The organism is Pelagibacterium lentulum, assembly GCF_003992625.1.
In the GTDB taxonomy this organism is placed as follows: Bacteria; Pseudomonadota; Alphaproteobacteria; order Rhizobiales; family Devosiaceae; genus Pelagibacterium; species Pelagibacterium lentulum.
The window spans coordinates 72,397-94,806 of sequence record NZ_RZMW01000009.1 but is presented as its reverse complement, the minus strand read 5'-3'; the positions used below and the strand labels follow the sequence as shown (position 1 = coordinate 94,806).

Annotated in this window: 20 protein-coding genes; 3 read left to right on the top strand and 17 right to left on the bottom strand. The window is 59.0% G+C overall.

Going from position 1 to position 22,410, the window contains the following annotated elements; genetic code table 11:
• Positions 1-55: 55 nt before the first annotated feature.
• From EO133_RS03720 to EO133_RS03680, 9 genes are all read right to left on the bottom strand, one after another.
• A protein-coding gene (locus EO133_RS03720; RefSeq protein WP_371870951.1) for an IS3 family transposase occupies positions 56-1,155 on the bottom strand; the annotation gives its coding sequence in 2 pieces (ribosomal slippage) (positions 56-894 and positions 894-1,155; 1,101 coding nt in all).
• Positions 1,156-1,484: 329 nt separating this feature from the next.
• Positions 1,485-2,513 (bottom strand): ABC transporter ATP-binding protein, encoded by a 1,029-nt coding sequence (locus EO133_RS03715; RefSeq protein ID WP_127071331.1) that lies wholly within the window; start codon positions 2,511-2,513, stop codon positions 1,485-1,487.
• Positions 2,514-2,523: 10 nt separating this feature from the next.
• Positions 2,524-4,728: an ABC transporter permease gene (locus tag EO133_RS03710; protein ID WP_244640899.1), complete on the bottom strand. Its 2,205-nt coding sequence runs from the start codon at positions 4,726-4,728 to the stop codon at positions 2,524-2,526.
• Positions 4,725-5,747, bottom strand: coding sequence for an ABC transporter substrate-binding protein (locus EO133_RS03705; RefSeq protein ID WP_486813336.1), 1,023 nt, complete (start codon positions 5,745-5,747; stop codon positions 4,725-4,727). The genes EO133_RS03710 and EO133_RS03705 overlap by 4 nt, the downstream gene beginning before the upstream one ends.
• A gap of 154 nt (positions 5,748-5,901) precedes the next feature.
• Entirely contained in the window at positions 5,902-6,648 is a 747-nt protein-coding gene (locus EO133_RS03700) for an ABC transporter ATP-binding protein (protein WP_127071329.1), read from the bottom strand.
• The gene (locus tag EO133_RS03695) at positions 6,645-7,454 is read right to left on the bottom strand and encodes an ATP-binding cassette domain-containing protein (RefSeq protein ID WP_127071328.1); all 810 of its coding nucleotides are present in this window, start codon (positions 7,452-7,454) and stop codon (positions 6,645-6,647) included. Before EO133_RS03695 ends, EO133_RS03700 begins: the two co-directional genes overlap by 4 nt.
• The gene (locus EO133_RS03690; protein ID WP_127071327.1) at positions 7,451-8,311 is read right to left on the bottom strand and encodes an ABC transporter permease; all 861 of its coding nucleotides are present in this window, start codon (positions 8,309-8,311) and stop codon (positions 7,451-7,453) included. Before EO133_RS03690 ends, EO133_RS03695 begins: the two co-directional genes overlap by 4 nt.
• Positions 8,311-9,258, bottom strand: coding sequence for an ABC transporter permease (locus EO133_RS03685; RefSeq protein ID WP_280516142.1), 948 nt, complete (start codon positions 9,256-9,258; stop codon positions 8,311-8,313). The genes EO133_RS03690 and EO133_RS03685 overlap by 1 nt, the downstream gene beginning before the upstream one ends.
• 48 nt (positions 9,259-9,306) lie before the next feature.
• On the bottom strand, positions 9,307-10,812 hold the full coding sequence (locus EO133_RS03680) for an ABC transporter substrate-binding protein (protein WP_127071325.1): 1,506 nt from the start codon (positions 10,810-10,812) through the stop codon (positions 9,307-9,309).
• Between the two features lie 237 nt (positions 10,813-11,049).
• Here EO133_RS03680 and EO133_RS03675 point away from each other — a divergent pair, with 237 nt between their 5' ends.
• Positions 11,050-11,469: an OsmC family protein gene (locus EO133_RS03675; RefSeq protein WP_127071324.1), complete on the top strand. Its 420-nt coding sequence runs from the start codon at positions 11,050-11,052 to the stop codon at positions 11,467-11,469.
• Positions 11,470-11,471: 2 nt separating this feature from the next.
• Positions 11,472-11,990, top strand: a complete 519-nt coding sequence (locus EO133_RS03670; protein ID WP_127071323.1) for a carboxymuconolactone decarboxylase family protein — start codon at positions 11,472-11,474, stop codon at positions 11,988-11,990.
• A 111-nt stretch (positions 11,991-12,101) separates the two neighbouring features.
• Here EO133_RS03670 and EO133_RS03665 read toward each other — a convergent pair whose 3' ends face one another.
• The 4 genes from EO133_RS03665 to EO133_RS03650 form a co-directional block, all read right to left on the bottom strand.
• Positions 12,102-13,043: a hypothetical protein gene (locus EO133_RS03665; protein ID WP_308788801.1), complete on the bottom strand. Its 942-nt coding sequence runs from the start codon at positions 13,041-13,043 to the stop codon at positions 12,102-12,104.
• 409 nt (positions 13,044-13,452) lie between these two features.
• Positions 13,453-14,658, bottom strand: coding sequence for a 3-oxoadipyl-CoA thiolase (gene pcaF, locus EO133_RS03660; protein WP_127071321.1), 1,206 nt, complete (start codon positions 14,656-14,658; stop codon positions 13,453-13,455).
• Positions 14,658-15,437 (bottom strand): CoA-transferase subunit beta, encoded by a 780-nt coding sequence (locus EO133_RS03655; RefSeq protein ID WP_127071320.1) that lies wholly within the window; start codon positions 15,435-15,437, stop codon positions 14,658-14,660. Before EO133_RS03655 ends, pcaF begins: the two co-directional genes overlap by 1 nt.
• 2 nt (positions 15,438-15,439) lie before the next feature.
• Entirely contained in the window at positions 15,440-16,285 is an 846-nt protein-coding gene (locus EO133_RS03650) for a CoA transferase subunit A (protein ID WP_127071319.1), read from the bottom strand.
• 152 nt (positions 16,286-16,437) lie between these two features.
• Between EO133_RS03650 and pcaQ the strand changes: the two genes are divergently transcribed.
• Positions 16,438-17,361: a pca operon transcription factor PcaQ gene (pcaQ, locus tag EO133_RS03645; protein WP_127071318.1), complete on the top strand. Its 924-nt coding sequence runs from the start codon at positions 16,438-16,440 to the stop codon at positions 17,359-17,361.
• 53 nt (positions 17,362-17,414) lie between these two features.
• On the opposite strand, the gene EO133_RS03640 is transcribed toward pcaQ, so the two are convergent.
• The 4 genes from EO133_RS03640 to EO133_RS03625 all read right to left on the bottom strand — a co-directional run bounded on the left by EO133_RS03640 (position 17,415) and on the right by EO133_RS03625 (position 22,396).
• On the bottom strand, positions 17,415-17,828 hold the full coding sequence (locus EO133_RS03640; RefSeq protein ID WP_127071317.1) for a VOC family protein: 414 nt from the start codon (positions 17,826-17,828) through the stop codon (positions 17,415-17,417).
• Positions 17,829-17,972: 144 nt separating this feature from the next.
• A complete protein-coding gene (locus EO133_RS03635; protein ID WP_127071316.1) occupies positions 17,973-18,239 on the bottom strand; it encodes an usg protein in 267 nt (88 codons plus the stop codon).
• Between the two features lie 147 nt (positions 18,240-18,386).
• Positions 18,387-20,840, bottom strand: coding sequence for an ATP-dependent helicase HrpB (hrpB, locus tag EO133_RS03630; RefSeq protein WP_127071315.1), 2,454 nt, complete (start codon positions 20,838-20,840; stop codon positions 18,387-18,389).
• Positions 20,841-20,881: 41 nt separating this feature from the next.
• On the bottom strand, positions 20,882-22,396 hold the full coding sequence (locus tag EO133_RS03625) for a helicase HerA domain-containing protein (protein ID WP_127071314.1): 1,515 nt from the start codon (positions 22,394-22,396) through the stop codon (positions 20,882-20,884).
• Positions 22,397-22,410 lie beyond the last annotated feature (14 nt).

Below are 22,410 nucleotides of genomic sequence, written 5' to 3'. Positions count from 1 at the left end.
TGACGTGCTCCCCGACTTTGGACCACCCGGATTGGGAATTTCCGGGGATAAACGATCAGGGTGGGCCGGCTGCCCCTGATGCGTTCATAAGCGATATCGGGGGTTTGTTCCCGATTGCGCTGTGCGGGCGGACTTCGTTGTAGTCTCTACGCCAATCCTCCATTTTCGAGCGGGCGTCGTCAAGGCTCATGAACCAGTGAGCGTTCAGGCATTCGGCTCGGAACTTGCCATTGAACGACTCGATAAAGGCGTTGTCGGTTGGCTTTCCAGGGCGGGAGAAGTCGAGCACGACGTCCTTCTGATACGCCCAGAGATCAAGGTCGCGGGAGATGAACTCCGAGCCTTGGTCGACCCGGATCGTCCTCGGATATCCTATTTCCCTGCAGACCTTTTCGAGTGTCATAACCACATCCTCGCCCCTGTAGCTGAACCGAGGGTCCACGGCTGGTGCGTAGCGTGAGAAGGTGTCCACGATAGTCAGGATACGGATCTTGCGGCCGGTGGCCAACTGGTCATGCACAAAGTCCATGGCCCACACTTGATTGGTGCTCGTGGCAGCCATCCGGTCATCACGCAGCTTTGCCCTAACCCGCCGCTTGGGCGTCTTGTTGCGCAGCTGAAGCCCCATCTCTTTGTAAAGCCTGTAGATTCTCTTCGGGTTCACATCCCAGCCCTCCCGGCGCAACAGGATGTGAACCCGACGATAGCCATAGCGGACACGGGTCTCGCAAATCTCCTTGATCCGTAGCTGCAGATCAGCCTGCTCGCCGCGCCTGGACTTGTAGTGGTAGAGCGACCTGTCGACTCTCAAGGCATCACAGGTCTTTCGGATCGAGACCTTCCAGGTCGCTCTGATCTCATCGACAAGCGAGCGCTTGCGAGCAGGCGTCAGAGCTTTTTTGACAGCACATCCTGAAGCATGGCCTTGTCCAGGCTCAGATCGGCGACGATCCGCTTGAGCTTGCCGTTCTCTTCCTCGAGCTGACGCAGCCGTTTCATCTCCGATGGCATCAGCCCCGCATACCGCTTGCGCCAGTTGTAAAACGTGGCTTCCGAAATGCCTGCCTTGCGACAGACTTCCCCGACCGCCGTGCCATCCTCGGCCTGCTTGAGCACGAAGGCGATTTGGGCCTCGGTAAACTTGGACTTCTTCATGAGCATTCTCCATCTCCCGACCACGGGATCATAATTGGAAAATTCCAGTTCAGAATGGTCCAAATTCACGGCAGCAGGTCAACCGAAAAGGACCTGAGATGAAGCGCAACAGGTTTAGCGAAGAACAAATCATCGGCATTCTCAAAGAGCATGAGGCAGGCGTTTTCGATCCTTCCTGGATAGCAAAAACATGCCCTTGGACCTGATCCGAGGGTGGAAACGGTTCTGCGCTGCGAAACTGGCTGTCTCAATGGCCAGCTCAATGCCGCGTGTCGTTGCTCCTTGGCAGGGACGTGAATGGCGGCTCTTCTGGAAGGGTTTTGGCTCGCCTATGCGTGTTCGACTACGGTGAAGCCGCCCGGCGCAATGCCCAGTTTCACCGTGTCACCTCTGTCGAGCGGAGCAAGAGAGATTGGCGCGGAGACCAAAACCGTGCCGAAAGGCGTATCGACAATATATTCATAGCGCGAACCCAGATAAGTTGCGGTGCGGATTTTTGAAACGCCGTCGCCCTTTTCCAGCGCTATGCGCTCCGGCCGGACCGAAATCGTCGCCGGTCCATCGGGAGCCGGTTGAGGCAAAGGCAGCGACAACCCTTCCACGGTAAACGCATTCTGGCTGACCGCGCCTTCGATCAGATTGGCATCGCCGATGAAATCGGCGACAAAGCGTGAACTAGGCCGGTCGTAAAGCTCCTGTGGCGTGCCGATTTGAGCGATTTTGCCTTGGCTCATCACCACGATGCGATCCGAAACCGCCAGCGCCTCTTCCTGATCGTGGGTTACGTAAACCGCCGTAAGATTAAAGCGGCGCTGCAAGTCGCGGATTTCTTCGCGCACCCGCCGGCGCAGCTTGGCATCCACATTGGAAAGCGGCTCATCGAAAAGCAACACATCGGGCTGCTGGACTATGGCACGCGCCACGGCGACACGCTGTTGTTGGCCTCCTGACAATTCGCTGGGCAGGCGTTTTTCAAGGCCGTCCAACCCCAAAAGTGTCAAGATTTCCCGCCCCCGCTCGATGGCCGCCTTCTTGGCGCCGCCCCGGATCGTAGGCCCATAGGCGACATTGTCGATCACATTCATATGGGGGAAAAGCGCGTATGACTGGAAAACCATACCCACATTGCGCTCCGATGCGGCACGGGTCGACACATTTTCGCCGGCGATGCGCACCGTGCCAGCCGTGGGGAGTTCCAGCCCTGCGATCAAGCGCAGTGATGTGGTCTTGCCGCAGCCGGATGGGCCAAGAAAGGTTACGAGTTCACCTTTCCTGATGGAAAAGCTGATGGCATCGACTGCTCGCACGTCGCCATAACGCTTTTCGACATCTGTGAACTCGATGGCCGTTTCACTCATGGTCATCTTCCTATTCTGCCGCGGTTGGCGCGGTCACACTTTGCAATTCGGCCCGTCGGCCCAACTGCCGTTTGCCCACAAGGAATTGGATCAGCACGATTGAAATGATCATGATGACCATCAGCACCGCCGAATAGGCGATGGCGAGCGCAAATTCCCCGTTTTCCACCCGTCCCATGATATAAGCTGTCGCCATGTTATGCCGCGCGCTGACCAGAAAGATCACTGCAGAAACAGCTGTCATTGCGGTTACAAAGGCATAGACCATCGAGGTAAAGACCGCAGGGCGGATAAGCGGCAGAACGATGGTGCGCAAGGTGGTAAAGCCGTTGGCCCCAAGGGTCTGGCTGGCCTCTTCCATGCTCTTGTCGATCTGGCTGAGCGCGGCAATCCCGGCGCGCATACCGACCGGCATATTGCGGAACATGAAACAGATCACAAGAATTGCCATGGTCCCGGTGATGTCGACAGGGGGAATGTTGAAGGCCGCAACATAAGATACGCCCACGACCGTGCCGGGGATGGCAAAGCTGAGCATGGTCCCGAATTCAAACGCCTGCTTTCCCACAAACGATTGCCGTGAGATCAGATAGGCCGTCAAAATACCGATTGCGGTTGTTAGAGGCGCTGCAATGGCCGAGACCAGCAGTGTCGTCTGCAGCGAGTTCCACGCGGAGCCGAAAAGCTGTAGCCCACGTTCGCCGATTTCAAAGGAAAAGGCCGTGTTAAGATGCCGGAAGGTCGGGGTGAGATCCCAGCGGCCGATATCGTTTACAAAGCCGCCTACCATGACGATCAGGTAAACGCCGAGGGTAAACAGCACCCAGGGGATAACAACCATATAGGCGGTGCGCTTGAGCGGGGTGGGCAATTGCGCGGCAAGCCCGGCGTCGGATTTGCCCGTTACCGTTACATAAGACTTGCGGCCCAGCCATTGCGTCTGGAGCCAGAAGGCGCCGAGCGTCATCGTCAAGAGAATGATCGAGAGCACGGCCGCATTGCCAAGGTCATAGCGTGCGCCGACTACCGCAAAGAAAATGCGGATCGAAAGTACGTCATAGCCGCCCCCCAGCACGATGGGATTGCCGAAATCCGCAAGGCTTTCGATAAAGGCCAAGAGGAAGGCGGCCGCCAAACCGGGACGCAGCAGCGGCCAGGTGATGGTGCGGAAGGTCGCAAAGGGTTTCGCGCCAAGGGTCTTTGAGGCCTCTTCAAGCGTTGGGTTGATCGCTTCAACCGTGCCCAGCAATACAAGAAACGTGATGGGCGCAAAGGCCAATACTTGCGCAAGAACAATGCCCGGAAGGCCATAGATCCAACGCGTGGGCGGAATACCGAAAAGCATGTCGAGCCATCCGGTAACAACGCCGGTGCGTCCGAACAGAACGATGATTGCGACGCCCACCACAAAAGGGGGGGTAATGATGGGCAGGATCGAAATGGCTCTTAGAGCGCCCTTGAACCGAAACCCCGTGCGCGCCACGAGCAACGCCAGCGCCAGCCCCAGTGCTGTAGAAAGTGTTGCGGAGGTAATGCCCAAAATCAGCGTATTGATCACAACGCCGCAGCGCGAACCGCCGGTCAAACAATCGATATTCCAAAGATCGGGGGCAAGGGCGCGCTCTATAAAGACGCCGGGCTGGAACACGCCTTCGGGCGTGAACAGTGCTGCGCTTGCCAGACGGATGATGGGGAAAAAGACAAACAGCAGCAAAAGCGCGACAACAAAGATCACCGCATTGGCGCCAAAGCGCTCACCGCGGCAAAATCCGCGCGCAGCTAGACTGTCGGCGATAATCCCAACAAGTGCCGCGCCGAGTGCAAAGCCGCCCCAGCCGAGCCCGGTCTGGCCAAGCATGGCAGCAGGAAAGGCTTCGCCCAGCGCGGGTATGGCGGGCCCTCGCAGACCGATGGCAAAGGCCTGAAACAGAAAGAAAAGAAAACTCGTGCCAGCGATGGGCAGAACCAAATCGTCTGCCTGCCAGCGCTCCCCCCGCGCGACGCGCAATCCCGCAAGGGCCAGAATGCCCAGTACCGGGGGCCATAGCCATGCGCGGCCTGCCAGAGCCTGAAATAGAGCGGCATCGGAAAGGGCGCCACCCGAAACCAGTTCGGGGGGCGCAACCTTATACCAGGGGAGGATCAGGACGGCGGTAAGGCCCAACAAGAGCCAAAGGCCGCCAACCTGATTTATTGTGCGGAAGACCTGCTTCACAGTGAACCGATTTCAGCGTCCCAACGAGCAAGAAGCCGGGCCCGTTCTTCGGACGAGCCGTAAAGGTCGAAATCGTAGTCGATAAGCAGAATGTCTTCGAGGTTTGGCGATTCAGGCGGTGTTGCCGCATTCACATTGGACGGCACCTGGAAGGAATTGGCCTGCGCGCCCAGCTCCTGCGCCTCCGGAGTCAACACCCAGTCATAGAAAATGCGAGCGTTTTCCGGGTTCGGACCGCCTTCGATTATGCTCATCGAACCGATTTCATAGCCCGTGCCTTCGCATGGCGCGACGGTTTGAATGGGCGAGCCCATTACGGCCTGCGCCACGGCGTCATGCATGAAGACGATGCCGATGGAGCTTTCCCCCGTACCCGCGGCACGGATCGGAGCAGAACCCGAGCTTGTATATTGGGAAATGTTGTCGTTGAGCGCAGTGAGATACTCAAAGGCTTCGTCTTCGCCCATCAACTGCACCAGCGTTGCCAACAATGTATAGGCAGTACCGGATGAATTCGGGTTGGCGACCTGGATTTCGTCGCGATAGGCTTCATCGAGCAGGTCGGCCCAGCACTGGGGGGCGTTCTCGGAATTGGGATCGATGAGATCGGTGTTATAGCCATAGCCCAGCGCACCGGCATAAACGCCAACGGTTCGATAGCCGGCAGATTCAGCCTGGCGTACGGCCCAGTCCTGCAACTCGGCCAGCATCGGGGATTCATAAGCCGCAGTGAGCCCTTCCTGTGCGGCCTGCAAATGCGGATCGCCGGTACCGCCCCACCACACATCGCCGCGCGGCTGGCCTTCTTCGGCCTTGATCTGGGCATAGGTTTCCCCGGACGAACGGCGGGTCATCAGAACGTTGATGCCGGTTTCGCGCTGGAAGCTTTCCGAGAGCAAGCGACAGATGCTTTCATCGGCAGCGCAATAAAGAACGAGTTCGCCGGATTGAGCATTGGCCATACCGGCCGAGCCGAAAATCGACATAGCTGCAAGCCCGGTGAGGGCAACGGAACGGATCATGATATCTCTCCCTTTTGTCCGCGTGATGTAACGGGGCTTATTGCCCTCTCATGACAGCGGAATGACAAGAGCCTAGCATTTTTGCACGGGCGTGCAAGTGGAAGCTGGAGCTTTTTAAGTGCACCATCAGCGCCTTAGGTCTTTTAGGCTATCACGCCTTGAGCCGAGGGATAGAATTGAGCAGTCGCTGAGTATAAGGGTGTCGTGGCGCGGCGAGGATTTCGCGCGTCTTGCCTTGCTCCACGATAGTGCCGCGCTCGAGAATAATGATCTCTTCGCAAAGCGCGGCAACAACCCCAAGGTCGTGCGACACCAGTACCACGGTCAACGTTTCCGACAGACGCTTGAACAGATCGACAATGCGTACGCGGGTCGAAAGGTCGAGCGCGCTCACCGCCTCATCGGCCAGTAGCAGATCGGGCCGTGAAACGATGGCACGCGCGATGGCGATACGCTGGCGCTGACCACCGGAAAACTCGTGGGGATAGCGCTTTTGCGCATCGCGCGGCAAGCCGACGGCCTCAAGCGCCGCATCGACCGCCCGGCTGTGATCAACATCGACCTTGAGCGAGCGCAGCGGCTCGCTGATAATCGCATCGACACGCTGGCGCGGATCGAGCGAAGAATAAGGGTCCTGGAAAACGGGTTGCACCGATTTGCGATAGGCTCGCATGAAATTGCGATCCTTGGGGTCGACCACTTGGCCGGAAAACCGGATTTGGCCGCCTTGCGCACGCTCGAGCCCAAGCAAGAGGCGCAGGATTGTCGACTTGCCTGACCCGGATTCGCCGACAAGCCCGACATTGACGCCCCGCTGCACCGCAAAGCTGACCTCTTTGAGAATCTGGCGATCCTTTGCGTAGCCAAAGGCCAAGTTTTCAACGTCGAGCAAATTCATGTCCGGCCTGCCAGTGCGTCATCGAACTTTGCCGCAGCGGCAACGAGCAATTTTGTATAATCGTGTTGGGGGGCAGTGAGCACGGAACGTGGCGTGCCGCGTTCAACAACCGCGCCTTCACGCATGACGATCACAGTGTCTGCGACATTGGCGACGACCGGCAGATCGTGGCTGATAAAGAGCAATGCCATGCCAAATTCGGAAACCAATTTGCCGAGCAGATCGAGAATTTCGGCTTGGGTGGTAACGTCAAGCGCGGTGGTCGGTTCATCGGCAATAAGCAGCTTTGGCTTGCAGGCCAGCGCCATGGCAATGGCCACGCGTTGACGCTGGCCGCCGGAAATCTCGTGCGGATAGGCGCGAGCGATACGCTCGGGTTCCGGCAGGGCTACGCGCTCAAAAAGGGCGATGACTTCGCGTTGGATGGACTTGCGATCCAGTGGCTCTCCTCGCCGATACATGCGGCGTCGGATAGGCTCGGCCGTTTGCTTGCCCAGGCGCATAAGCGGGTCGAGCGCTGTCAGCGGTTCTTGAAAAACCACTGCTGCTGCATCTCCCCGCAGCCGCGATAGCGCACGCTCGGAAAGAGCATGAACCGGCTGCCCGTCTAGCTCGATCGTTCCCGAAGCAGAAAGTGCCGATGGCAAGAGGCCGATGCTCGCCATGGCGGTAAGCGATTTTCCCGAGCCCGATTCCCCGATCAGCCCCCAGCGCTCGCCGGGATTTATGGCGAACGATACGTCCGAGACCAGTTGCTGGTTGCCCGCATGAACGCAAAGATTTTCAATCTTGAGCACAGCACTCATCTGCTGCGCCTCCGGGTCGGATCACCGAAATCACGCAAGCCGTCTGCCAGAAGGTTCATGCCGATTACCAGAATAACCAGCGCAATCCCCGGCGCCACCGCACCAAAGGGCGCGGTATAAACCGTGCCCTGCGCTTCCTGCAGCAAACGGCCCCATGAGGCGTTTGGCGGCGGCGCGCCCAGCCCCAGATAAGATAGCGAGGCCTCGGCAATGACAGCGAGGCCGAATTGCAGGGCGAAATTGACGAGCAGCGTCGGCCAGATATTGGGCAGCAGGTGTTCGATGATAATGCGCGGCCATGACGTTCCCGATGTCCGGGCCGCCGTGATGTAATCCATTTCCAAGACGCGCTTGACCAGAATACGGGTCAGGCGCGCGACAATGGCGGAAATGGCAATGCCCAGCGCGAGAATGGCCGCACCAAGGCTTGCGCCATCGCTCGCCGCGACAACCAGCATCGCCAGCAAAAGCGTGGGGAAGGCGATCAGGATATCGAGCGTCGCTGCCAGCGCATCGTCGAGCGTACGGGTGGCAAAGGCAGCAAGTACGCCAAGCGTAACCCCGATCGCTGCGCCGATGGCGACGGCTCCAGCACCGACCATAATCGCAATGCGCGAGCCGATCATGATCTGGGTGAAAAGATCGCGCCCGATGCGGTCGGTGCCTGCCCAATGGGCCAATGAAGGCGCTTCGAGCCGCCCGCCCGCCATTTCGGTTGGTCCGTAAGGGGTCCAAAATAGGGTCAGCACGGCGATAATAACGTGAATGCCCACAAGCACCAATCCGGCCACAAGCGTTGGCGGCAGTTTGCGGCGGCTCTTGCGGATCGCGGTAACATCGAGAGGCTCGGTGGTCATCATGCGTCCCCGCGCCGGGTGCCGCGCAAGCGCGGATCGATCAGGCGCTGAATAATGTCTGCTGCAAATCCGACGAGCAGCACGATGAGTGTTGAGATGAACAAAACACCCTGCATATTGGGATAATCGCGCTGTTCGATGGCAAGCAGGAGCATCGAACCAAGGCCCGGTAGCGTGAAAACGCGCTCGACGACAACCGCACCAAGAAAGGTTGTCGCCAGTTCAATCCCGAGGATCGAAACGACCGGCACCGCGCCATTACGAAGGCCATGACGCAACAGTGCTTCAGTAAAACCCGACCCCATGGCACGCGCGGTGCGCAGATAATCACTGCCGAGCACATCCAGGGTGGCGGCCCGCACATAGCGCAGAAGTGAGGCGGACATAACGATTGCAATCGTCAAGGTTGGCAATGCCAGTGCATGGATAACGGCGCCGGGATTGGCCCAACCACCGTGCGGGAATCCACCGGAGGGAAAAATGCGGAAATTGACTGCAAACATTGCAACCAGGAGGATACCGACCCAGAAAACCGGAATGGCGATGCCCAATTGCGAAATGGTCGAAATCGCAGCGCCATACCATTTGTCGGATTTCACCGCGGCGATGATCCCAAGCGGCACGGCAATCACGACGGCCAGGCAAAACGCCATAAGTGTGAGCGGCACTGTTACCGTCAGACGCGCAAAGATTTCGTCGGCAACCGAGGTACGGCTGATAAAGGACGTGCCGAGATCAAATCGGGCAAGGCCTGAGACGAATTGAATAAATTGCTGGAACAGAGGCAGGTCGGAGCCGACCTGACGCCTTGCAGCGGCAATCTGCTCGGCATCGGCTCCGACTGCAATCAGTGAGCTGGCCGGGTCGCCGGGCAAAAGCCGCAGCAGCACAAAAAGTACAACCGAGGCGATTGCCAGCGAGAACAGCAGGATAACGAACCGGCGAATAAGATAGACGAGAATGTCGCTGTCCTTTCTGCCGGTCCGGCGCGGCTTTTATTGCCCGCTCTTTTCAATGTCATAGGCGAAAAATTGCGAGTTCAGCCCGTTGATCGGATACCCGCTCACATTGGCCCTCGATACCACGATCTGCGGATAGAGATAAAGCCAGTTGCTGGCCGCTTCCTCTGCAATGATGCGGTTGGCTTGTGTCAGCTTTTCCACCTGCTCGTCAACGGTTTCGCTTGCCTCGGCCGAGGCAATCAACGCGATCACTTCGGCGTTGTCATAGCCCCAATAAAAGTTCGGGTTGCCGTAAAAAACGATATCGCGGTGATTGACGTGTTCCTGGAAGGTCGCCTCGAAATCCTGCGCCTGATAGATCTTGGTGTACCATTCGTTGGCCGTGATCAGGTTTATGTCCATGGTCACGCCAATCTGGGCCAATTCGTTCTGCACGAACTGGGCGACGATGGGGTGCGGATCGTAATTGGGCGTATCGACAGTGAAGCGGAAGCCCTCGCCATAGCCGGCCTCTTCGAGCAGCGCGCGGGCGCTTTCGGGATCGTATGGATCGACATCTGTAAGATCGACGTACCAAGGGTCGGTGGGCGGAACGAAGGACCCGATCAGGGTGCCGTATCCGCCCCAGATGGAATCGAGCAGACGCTCCTTGTTGATCGCACGTGCCAGTGCCTTGCGGACGTTGACATTGCTGAAGGGTTCGATCCGGTCATTATAGGCCAGCAATTGCTTGGTCGTGGATGCGCCTTCGGTGACGTTGAATTCGGGATTGCCCTCAAACAGGGCAAGCGAGTCCGGGCTTTGCACCGCCGGGATAATATCGATGGCGCCGGTCAAAAGCGCATTGTTCTGGGCTGTCGCTTCCGTGAAATAGGTAAGGACCACGCCACCATTGGCAGGCGCTTGCCCCCAATAGTCATCAAAGCGGGTGAGGCTAAGCGAGGACCCGCGGCGCCACTCATCGAGCCGATAGGGCCCGGTGCCATCTGCCGACGATGTCAACTCTGTTGCCGCGTCGTTGACGATCCAGACATAGCTCAGATTATAGGGCAGCGAAATCGACCGCTGCGAAAGCGTAATGACGACCGTGCGATCATCGACAGCCTCGATATTCTCGATGGTGGCAAGGCTGCTTTTGCGCGAACTTTGAGACTCGGGCGCAATAACGCGCTCAATAGAAAATTTTACGTCCTGGGCGGTCAACGGATCACCCGAATGGAAGGTCACGCCATCGCGCAGGGTAAAGGTATAGGTCAGCCCGTTCTCGCTGATCTCATAGGTCTCGACCAAAACATCTTCTACATCGCCAGCATCGGTCAGACGGAACAGGCCTTCATAGACATTGCCGTTAAAGGCTTCTGTAATGCCTTGTCCGGCACCTGCGGTATTGTCGAGGTTTTGAGGCTCATAGAGCGAGCCGATACGAATGATTGCATCGGGATTGGCATCCTGCCCGAAAGCAGCGAATGGGGCTGCTACCGCTACGGCGGTCAACGCGGCTCCGGCGAGCACTTTTTTTGTTAGAAGGGGAAGGGACATGAGACTTTGCTCCTTGCATGATGGGGCCGTTTTCCAAGTGCCAGCCCACCGAATGTGATTAGAATTCTATTCCTTAGCGATGCTCTCCGCACCATCTCCTGCCGCTTAATTTTTTTGTATTTGCAGGGGTTTACGAAATGGCATTCTGCATTTTCAATGCCGAACAGATCATGCGACAGGTTAACATGTTTGTCACCCGCAGCGGCAAAGCCTGCAATTGGAAAGAAGGATATTTCGATGGTTAAGATTACCACCCGCTCCGCGACGGTCGGTGCCTGGCTTGGTGGAACGGGCAGGGGACGCATCACGGCGCATTCGGGCACCTCTGTCGATCTTGCCGGGCTTGCAACCGATGAAGGATTGACCCCGCTCGAATTCATGGATGCCGCGCTTGCCGGTTGCCTTGTTTTGAGCGTGCGCATCGCGGCGCGCAAATTTGGCTGGGGCAACAGGCTGACAGAAGTGGCTGTTGACGTGACCCATACAAAGGCCGCCGATGAACCCTCGCGGGTTGAACGCTTTGCCTGCAGCTTTGCGATCGAGGGAGACTTTACATCCGAGGAGCGTCAGCAACTTATCGACGAGGCACATGCCATCTGCACGGTTGGCAATACATTTGAACGCGGCGCGCAGATCATCGACGTCGAGGCCAAATAGCCATGGCATACATTCCCCAACTCGATCTCAATGCTGCAACCGAAGAGCAGCGCGCCGCCTATGACGCGGAGATCGCACTGCGTGGGCGCATGACGAATATGAAGCGCACGCTGGCCCATTCGCCTGAAGCGCTCCGAATTTATGGGGAATGGTTCACGCTGCGCGATCAGTTGCAACCCGCGATCGGTGATCGGGCGATCTTTACGCTCTGTCTTGCCATCAGCAAGGCGATGGATAATCGGGTTGGGATGGGCTTCATGCGCCGCGGCCTTGCATCGCTCGGCGCCGAGGATGGCAACCAGCCGGGCATCGACCTCCTAGATATTGAGACCTTTGGCCGGGCGATTGCCACCGATGCTAAATCCATCCCGCCCGCACTTTGGGCGCGACTCGGCGCCCAGCTTTCACCGAAAACACTTGTCGATCTTACCGCCCTTGCGGGTATCATGATCGCGACCAATGGTTTCATGAGCGCGGTGGGAACCGAAGTCGATCAGGAGTTGGCGCAATTCATTGATTAGCGGGCTAGGCACGAAAGGCGTCTGGCCCACTGTTGCCTATTCTCTGGCCATTGTTCGCCACGATATCCGGGCAATGGTCGCAACGCACATGAAGCAAATGTCCGGCGAAATCTAGGAAGTTGCAACCTGGCCGGGCTCGGAATTGGGAGGTATGCCGGTTGCACGTTCCTTGAGTTTTTTAAACTTGCCCGACATCTGCTCTAGCCGCGCTTCCCATTGCGGATCGGGCTGCTGGCCTTCGATCACCTTGAAATAGACCTGCATCAGGCAGGCGACCGCAAAGGGATCGAAAATCGAAACCTTGAAGCTCCAGGCAAAAAGCAGCGCAAAGACGAAGCCGCCCGCGCTCCAGGCGCCCGGCATCAGATAGACCAGCAACGCGGCCGGAGCCAGCATGAGCAGAAAGACCATGAACGACAGCACATAGACGATCAGCGCCAGCCAGGCGGCATTCTTGAGCATGACTTTGTAGTTCTGCCCGTACAGAATCAGCGCGGTTTTTGCCGAGCCCCAGGGATCGTTCGATCGGGTGCGGATGGCATAGGCAAGGATGACCTCATCGACAAAGCCGATGGCGACCCGCAAGAACGCCTGAATAATGCCCATGAGCTGCTGAAGGCCCGGAATGGGCAGGAAGCCAAGAACACCGCGGATCAGCCCGGTTACGGCACGTAGCACGCCCTTGATCAGTTGATCGACCGCGAAAAGCACACTTGCCTGGGCAAACCGCTCCTTGACCACCGCCGCGCCATGCTCGAGTTGGGACCGCCCCTGCGGCATCGGCTTGTCATCGAGAAGCTCAACCATCACCGCGATATGCCCGGCTTTGACAAGGTAAAGAATATATTCGCGGGCCCAGTACATGACGGCGGCGACGATCACAAAGCCGATTGCCCCGCCCCAGAATGTTGTCGTTGCCTGAAACCCTGCGTCGCCAAGCGCCCCAACGCCAAAACCGATACCGGCCCCTGTTCCGGTGATGAGAATATAGGCCAGCGTAATGCCGAAGTAGACCGCTACCCGGAGGAGGATGAAGGGCAATGTCTTCATCATGAGTTCCACCGATTTAGAGACACTGAAATCCCACATGCGCTGTTCCCCCGTTTAACGCCCAAGTCGGTCACAGATTTGCTTTGCCGCAAACGCTAACAGATTCTGTGCTCGATTGCGCCCATATTTGCGCGCGACTTTACTCAACTGTCTCCCAAAGTATCGATCGCCACCTGGACGCGGCGCGAACTGAATCGAGTCAGTCCATACTCGAGCGGCCCGCCGCTGCCATCGACATTGATCGCTTCAAGGCAAAGAAAACCGGCATATTGCGCCAGTCGCACATGCCGGATTTCCAGAGAATCGAGCGAGGACGCCGCTATACCGCCGCAGTAGCCCCGACCACCTCTATGAGGTCACGGCCTTCCGGCGGAGTGCGGCGTGATCCTGCTGGCACCGGTCTTGAGCGCGATCACACCGCTTCCAAAGCAGCCGCGATACCCTGCCCGACACCGATGCACATGGTCACAAGCGCGCGCTTTTTGCCGGTAAGGCTCATCTCCAGTGCTGCTGTGCCCGCAATACGCGCACCACTCATGCCGAGCGGATGGCCAAGCGCAATCGCGCCGCCATTGGGGTTGACGTGATCGGCATCTTCGGCAATCCCGAGCCCGCGCAAAATCGCAATACCCTGTGAAGCAAAGGCCTCGTTGAGTTCGACAAGATCGAAATCGCTTGGCCTAATGCCCAAACGCGCTGCCAGTTTCTCGGATGCGGGCAGGGGACCGATCCCCATCACCCGTGGTGCAACGCCAGCGGTCGCGCCACCGACCACACGGGCAAGCGGGGTAAGGCCATATTTCATCACCGCCGCTTCGCTGGCAACGATCAGCGCCGCGGCGCCATCGTTGACGCCCGACGCATTACCAGCCGTTACTGTGCCGCCTTCCTTTTTGAAGGGCGTTGGCAAACTCGCGAGCTTTTCCAAACGCGTTGCGCGGGGATGCTCGTCCTTGTCAACGACGATGGGATCGCCCTTGCGCTGCGGGATGGTAACTGGCGTAATTTCCTTTGCCAGTCGCCCGTTTTCCTGCGCAGCGGCGGCCTTGTTCTGGCTGCGCAGCGCAAAGGCATCCTGATCCTCGCGGCTGACCTTATAGTCTTCAGCGACGTTTTCGCCGGTCTCAGGCATGGAATCCACGCCATAAAGCTTTTTCATCACCGGGTTGACGAAGCGCCATCCGATTGTCGTGTCATAGATTTCCGCATTACGCGAAAAGGCCGTTTCGGCCTTGGGCATCACGAACGGCGCGCGGCTCATCGATTCCGTGCCGCCTGCGATCATCAGGTCTGCTTCACCTGCCTTGATTGCGCGCGCGGCGGTCAGAACCGCATCCAACCCTGAGCCACACAGCCGGTTGATCGTCGTGCCGGTCACGGTTTCAGGCATGCCGGCAAGCAAAAGGCTCATGCGTGCAACGTTGCGATTGTCCTCGCCCGCCTGATTGGCATTGCCGAAAATCACATCGTCAACCGCAGCCCAGTCGACACTGGGGTTCGTTTCCATCAGAGCCTTGAGCGCAATGGCGCCAAGATCGTCGGGACGCACTTTCGAGAGGGCACCTCCGAACCGGCCAATGGGCGTGCGGATATAAGCGCAGATATAAGCCTGGGTCATTAGGCTGCCTTTCCGCCTTCATGGGCGCGCTTTGTGCGTTCCTGCAGGTCACGCAAGGTCATCAACTCGGTTGTCGATGGTGCTGGGGTCGTTTCCAGATTATCGGCGAATTTGACTTCCCAGCCACAGGTTTCCTGCACCATATCGCGCGTGACGCCCGGATGCAGCGAGACGACAGTAAATTCCTTGGTTTCAGGATCCGGCTTCCAGATCGCAAGATCGGTAATCAGCAGCGTTGGGCCTTTGGTGGTGATCCCGAGGCGCTGACGATGATCGCCACCCTCGCCATGGCCGAACGAGGTGAAAAAATCGATCTTTTCCACCATGGCCCGCTTGGCCTGCTTGAGTGTGATGTAAATCTCACCGCAGGAGGACGCGATCTCCGGCGCCCCGCCGCCGCCCGGCAGGCGCACTTTGGGCTGATGGTAGTCACCGATCACGGTGGTATTGATATTGCCGAACTTGTCGATCTGTGCGGCACCGAGGAACCCGACGGTGATGCGCCCGCCCTGCAGCCAGTAGCGGAACATTTCAGGCACCGCCACGGTGGTTACAGCCGTTTCGCAAAGCTCACCATCACCGATGGAAAGCGGCAGCACATCGGGCGCGGTGCCGATGGTGCCCGATTCATAGATCAGCGTAATGTCAGGCGCGTGGGTCAGCCGGGCTACATTGCAGGCTGCCGATGGCGCGCCGATACCGACAAAACAAACGTCCTTGCTGGTCAGAGCCCGCGAGGCGGCAACGGTCATCATTTCGGTTGGGGTAACGTCAGACATTTTCAAAGCCCCTTCGTCCGTTCGGCAAACACCGCTGGTGTCGCATTCAAAACATTATCGTCCATCCACTTGGCGAACAGTTCGCGATCCGCGCTCACCTTGTCCCATTCGAGATAGGTGGCGTTGTCGCGTTCGTAATAGCCGTGGGTATAGGAGGGATGCGCGCCGCCTCTGACCTGACAGATTGCTGTTACGGTCCAGTGCGGCAGAATGGTCAGATTGGGATGCAGGCCCTTAAAGTCCGGCACGATCTCTTCGACCGTCACGACAACGCGCCTCGCCGCAAGGGCAGCTTCCTTTTGTACGCCCACAATACCTTCGATCAGCACATCGCCTTTTTCATTGGCTTTTTGCGCGTGGATGAAGGTCACATCGGGCCGGATCGCGGGCACTGCCGCCAATTCTTCCCCTGTAAAGGGGCAGACAACGCTTTTTATGTTGGGGTTTACCTTGGGCAGGTCGGCGCCCTTATAGCCACGGAAAATCGCGCAGGGCAGGCCAGCCGCGCCCGCTTCATAGGCGTTGGCCATGGCCGCGTGCGAATGCTCGACTGTTTCGATTGCGCGCGGATACTGGTTCTCGATGGCATCGCGCATGCGGCGCAACAGCCCGACGCCGGGATTGCCCGCGTAGGAAAAGACCACCCGCTTTGCCAGCCCCATGCCGATGAACTGGTCATACAAAATATCGGGCGTCATGCGGATCAGGGTCAGGTCTTTTTTGCCCTGCCGGATTGCCTCATGCCCCGCCGCATGGGGAATGAGATGGGTGAAGCCTTCAAAGGCCACCGTATCACCATCATTGAGATTTTCGCGCACCGCCTGTTCCAGCGGAATGAACTTGCTCATCATCTGACCCTGAATTGGGAATTACATAACCAGAACGTATTAAAACCTAGAGATGGCGCGCCGTAAAATGATAGTTTCCACCCGAAATATACGATAATAGAATATTTGAAGCTGTCAGAGATCAGTCTTGTAACTTAGATTGGCAAACGGAAATGCCCCCATCCCTTATCGACCCGCGCATCAAGCTCCGGCACATTTCCTGCTTTCTGGAAGTCAATCGCCAGGGCGGCGTGGTCGCTGCGGGCCTTGCGCTCGGATTGTCACAGCCTGCGGTCTCCAAAGCCCTTGCCGAACTTGAAGATGCACTCGGCGTTGCGCTTTTTAACAGGACGGGGCGCAAGCTAGTGTTGACCGAGGCTGGGCAGACTTTCTTGCGCTACGCCAATGCCTCAGTTGCCGCGCTGCGGCAAGGGGTCGATACATTGGCCGGGCAGGGTGGTGAGAGCGGCCTTGTGCGCCTCGGCGCGTTGCCGACCGTCGAGGTGGAAGTGGTACCGCAAGCTGTTGCCCGCTTTGCAAAAAGTCCGCTCGGCACACGGGTCCATGTAGAAAGCGGACCCAGCCCCCACCTCCTGTCACTGTTACGCAGCGGTAGCATCGATCTTGTGGTCGGACGCATGCCGCATCCTGACGTGATGAGCGGGCTGGTTTTCGAGCATCTTTATTCGGAAGATCTGGTGCTGGCCGTGCGGCCCGATCACCCGCTGGCAAAAGCCATCGATCTCCAACTGCGCGTTGTCGAAGGCTTCCCGGTGCTGATGCCGCCGCGTGGGGCCATCATTCGGCCCATAGTCGAAGCCCTGCTGGTCGCCGCCGCGGTCGGCCCGCTCGCCCATGAAATCGAGACGGTTTCAAACTCGTTTGGACGCGCCTATACCCTTTTTACCGATGCCGTCTGGATCATATCGCGATCTGTGGTTGCTGCCGATCTCAAAAATGGCGATCTCGTCACGCTCAATGCCGATTTGAGCGCCAGCCACGGTCCTGTTGGCATCACCATCCGCGCGGGTACAGAGTTTGACCTCCCCACCAGTGCCTTTATAGACGCCGTACGGGCCGTGGTCGCGGAGCGCTAGAACAGCCTTCTGGCGTGCGGGATCGTTGCAAAATCTGCAACGGAGGTCTGCCTTTATTTCGCAAACAGTCCCGCAAAATCGGCAAAGCCCTTCACTTCGATGGGGTTGCCCGAAGGGTCGGTGAAAAACATCGTGCGCTGCTCACCCGGCTCACCCTCAAAACGGATAACCGGCGGTATGTCAAAAGCAACCCCGCCGTGTTCCAGCCGCTCGGCCAGCGCCTTCCAGTCCTCGAGCGGCAGCACGACGCCCAGATGGGGCATCATCACCATGTGATCGCCAACCTTGCCGGTGCGGGTTGTCTTGAAGGGTTCGCCCAGATGCAGCGAAATCTGATGGCCAAAAAAGTCGAAATCCACCCAGGTTTCCGTCGAACGCCCTTCCATGCACCCGAGCACGCCGCCATAAAAGCGCCGTGCATCGTCAAGATCGGTAACGTGATAGGCGAGGTGAAACACCGATTGCATATTAGGCTCCTGCTACTGGACTGGCGCGAGCCTAACCCGATGTCACTACAAGCGTCTATTGCCATCCGCCATTGAGCAGGCCGACATGAAGGCATCGAAAACCAGTTACCCTGCTTTGGTGCGGCCTTGCTGCTGCCGTGTTGGTCAATGCAGAGATATGATCCCGTCCACGGCGCGCCATTCGGCGGGCCGGATCAGTTTCTGATGGGCCACACGCACCGAATGCAGCGGCCCGTCGATCTCGCGCTCCCAAAAGCTCAAAAAGCGTTTCAGTGTTGGAAAATCGGGGGCCAGATCGTGATGCTGCCATATGAAAAGCTGCAGCAATGATGGTTGATCAGGCATGCGATAATGAATCTCGGCTGTGGTCAGGCCATAGCCGCTGATCTGTCTCAAAAAATCCTTGTCCATTGTCAATCACGCTCCTTTCTCAAGCGCTACACAACAGCGGACCCATCCCTTTTGTTCTCGCATTTCCCTGCAACAATTAGTTTATCTGAATCAGAGCCTTGTGGGAAATCAGCACTGCGTTACCGTGAGTGCCAGCAAACGTTGGCGCTATTGCCCGCGGGGCTTGGCACGGCTCGTCGCTTGCGCAGCAATCGGATCGTCGGGCCAGAAATGCTTGGGATAGCGCCCCTTGAGGTCCTTGGCCACGTCGCGCCAGCTCCCTCGCCAGAAGCCGGGCAGATCGCGCGTGGTCTGGATCGGGCGATGGGCTGGCGACAGCAGGCTCAAAAGCAGCTTGACCCGGCCATTGGCGATGGAGGGATGGCTATCGAGCCCGAACAATTCCTGCACCCGGATCGCCAGAACAGGACCGTTTTCCGCGCCATAATCGATCGGTATGCGACTGCCTGAAGGCGCATCAAAATGGCTCGGCAATAGCCGTTCCATCTCCTGTCTTTTCTCCCACGGCAAAAGTGCGAACAAAGCGGCACTCAAATGTTCGGCCGTGATTTCGGCAATCCGTGTCAGCCCATAAAGATGCGGAGCGAGCCAGTCCGGCCCGGCATCGCTTAAACCACGCGCCGAAAGGTCGGGCCAATCCTCTCCGATATGCGCGCGCAAAAAAGAGGCTCGCCCGCGTAGCGACATCTGCTCCCTGCTCCACGCCAGCCGGTCAATGCCAATCTCGATGGCGCCTTGCGCCAAAAGATGTGCCGCCTGCTCCAGATCGGTAATCTGCGCGGGCGCATCGTCGAACACCAGCGCGCCGAACCGGGTCTGCATCCGCGCCCGAACAGCCTTGGCTTCACGGTCAAACTGCAGGGTCTCGCCGCCCATGATTCTGTCGTCCAGCAACGCGTGAAGGTCTTCGCGGGAAATGCCTGCGGCCTGCCGGATGAACCCGCTCTGGGCAGAGCCCGTCATTTCTGCAACAACGAGAAACTCGGCCTGCGCCAGCGCATCGGTTTCCTCCATCCGCGCTTGCCGCCCGACTGCAAGCCGGAACCGGCCCACGCCCACCCTCTGTGCAATGCGGTCAGGATAGGCACGCGCCAGATGAGAACCCACATCGATCATGCCGATTCGGTCATTGCCGCCTGCCTGTCTGGCCAGCCGCGCCGCAAGCGCACGCGCCGATTTTGCGCGGGCATTATCTTGCCGTGCAATCCGCGCGACGCGTTCGGCAAGGTCGCTACCGTTGCCGCCAAGCCCCGGTTCCCCAAGCACTACCGCCGCCAGCGCCGCGTCCATCGCCTCGCCGTCATCAGCGGCGGCAACCAGCATCGCGCCCAGCCGCGGGTCGAGTGGCAGAGCAGAGAGCTTACGCCCCAACGCTGTCAAACCGCCGGTCTGGTCCAACGCTCCCAATGCGGCAAGCGCTGTTTTGGCCTTGCTCCATGCAACCATCGGCGGCTGATCGGGGAATGACAGCGTTGCCGGGTCGGTCACGCCCCAACTGGCAAGATCGAGAACCAGGCTGGTCAGATCGGCAGAGAAAATTTCAGGCGCATCGAATGGCTCAAGGCTGGCATTCTGCCCTTCATGCCAGAGCCGGTAGCAAACGCCCGGTTCGGTACGCCCGGCACGTCCGCGCCGCTGGTCCGCCGCCGCCAGTGAAACGCGCCGCGTCGCCAGGCGCGTCAGCCCGGTTTCCGGCTCGAATACCGGCACCCGGGCCAGACCGGAATCAATGACAATCCTGATCCCTTCGATTGTCAGAGACGTTTGCGCAATGGCCGTCGCCAGTACGATCTTGCGGCGCCCTGTTTGGGCGGGCTGGATAGCCATATCCTGTTCAGCACCCGAAAGCTGGCCGTAAAGCGGCGCAATATCGGTATCGGGACCGACTTGACTGTGAAGCCGCTCGGCCACCCGCCGGATTTCGGCCTGGCCCGGCAGAAACACCAGAACTGAGCCTGCTTCCTCGCGCATTGCCGAAAGCACAGTGGCAATCACGCTATCTTCGATCCGCGCATTGGCGTCGGGCACGATATGCCGGGTTTCAATCGGAAAGGCGCGGCCCGCGCTTTCGATCACCGGCGCATCGCCCAAAAGGCTGGCCACGCGAGCACCATCGAGCGTTGCCGACATAACAAGAATGCGCAAATCCTCGCGCAAGGCACTGGCATCAAGCGTCAGCGCCAGCCCCAGATCGCCATCAAGGCTCCGCTCGTGAAACTCGTCGAATATGACCGCTGCAATGCCTGACAGTTCGGGATCGTCGATCAACATGCGCGAAAAAACGCCCTCGGTCACGACCTCGATGCGCGTTCTGGGGGAGACCTTGGTATCCATCCGCACGCGATAGCCGACCGTCTCGCCAACCGCTTCGCTCAGCGTTTGCGCCATACGCCGTGCGGCGGCCCGCGCTGGCAGCCGTCGCGGTTCGAGCATGACGATCTTGCCATCGTTCCGCCACGGAGCATCGAGCAGGGCCAGCGGAACGCGCGTGGTCTTGCCTGCACCGGGCGCGGCAACCAGCACCGCGCGCGTACCGCGCTCAAGTGCTGCCGCAAGCTCAGGCAGAACCGCGTCGATGGGTAGGGGGGCGGAAACGCTCATGGCGCCTATCTCGCCAATCGGAGCCGATTAGGCAAGCCGCCTTATTCCGCAGCCGCGCGATCGGTGGGGTTTTCCGCCGGTCCATTGGCATCGCCCGGCGCCGTCTCGCAACCCAGATCAGGGAAAGCGACGATCCGCTGGCCCGAAAAATCGGCCCGGAGCACGATAAGGTCGCGCTCCTCGAAATAGGTGAGCAATCGCCGCGCCCGCCCGGCTGAATGGGAGCCATAGGCCCGCGCCAGCGTTGCATCGGAAGGACAGGGGAGTTTTTCGACCGCCGCACGCGCCAGAACCAGAAACACCCCTTGCACGTCTTCGGCCAGCGATTGTGCCAACTCGAGCGCCGTTTTCCACGCACTGCCTTCTGCTGTCTGCGTATCGACCCCGGCGCGGGCAACCGCAAACCGGCGTTTGAAATCGGCAAGATCGGGCGGGGTGCCCGGCACCCGGCGGATACGACAGCGCACCAGAAAATCCTGATAAAGCACGGCAACCGAGCGATAGCTGGCATCGGGGTCTTCCAGTATCTCGCTCAACACATCGGATATCAGCGCATCGCGCTCAGCCATGTCGATCTCAGGAAAAAGCCCCTGCGGCTCAGCTTCGGCCTGCGGTTGCGGCGCGCTCAATTGCGCCAGAATGTCGGCGGTGGGGCGCGGCGCGGGCTGGCTCGCCCGGCGCGGCATTGGGCGGATGTCTTCATCGGCGCTTGGCGTAAAGATCAGATCTGCGGCGTCCTCGCCTGCCGTTTCGGGCAGCGGCATCAGTTTGGGGCTTGTCGAGCGTGCGGCAGTTTCAACGGGCCCGATAGTAATGGGCAGCGGACGCCGTGCCAGCGCCGGACCCAGTGCTACGAAATGCCCGCGTTCCAGATCGCGGAACATTTCGGTCGAGCGCCGGTCCATGCCCAACAGATCGCCCGCCCGCGCCATGTCGATATCGAGAAAGGTTCGGCCCATCAGAAAGTTCGACGCTTCCGCCGCAACGTTTTTCGCCAGCTTGGCAAGGCGCTGCGTAGCGATCACCCCGGCCAGTCCGCGCTTGCGGCCCCGGCACATAAGGTTGGTCATCGCACCCAGCGAGAGCTTACGCGCTTCGTCCGAAACCTCGCCCCCGGCAGCGGGCGCGAAAAGCTGCGCCTCATCGACCACCACGAGGATCGGATACCAGAAATCGCGATCCGCATCGAATAGCCCGCCGAGAAACGCCGCCGCCGCGCGCATCTGCGCTTCAGCATCCAGCCCTTCGAGCGACAGCACCACCGAAACCCGGTGTTGCCGGATACGCCCGGCGATGCGGGTCAACTCGTGCTCGGAACGGTTCGCTTCCACAACCACATGGCCGAATTTGTCGGCTAGGGTGACGAAATCGCCTTCGGGGTCGATCACGCATTGCTGCACCCATGGTGCGCTTTGTTCGAGCAGGCGCCGCAACAGGTGCGATTTGCCCGAGCCGGAATTGCCCTGCACCAAAAGCCGAGTCGCCAGCAATTCCTCCAGATCGAGCCGGGCCGATGTGCCCGTTTTGGTTGCGCCCATGTCGATCTCGACAGTCATTGCTGTGAAACGCT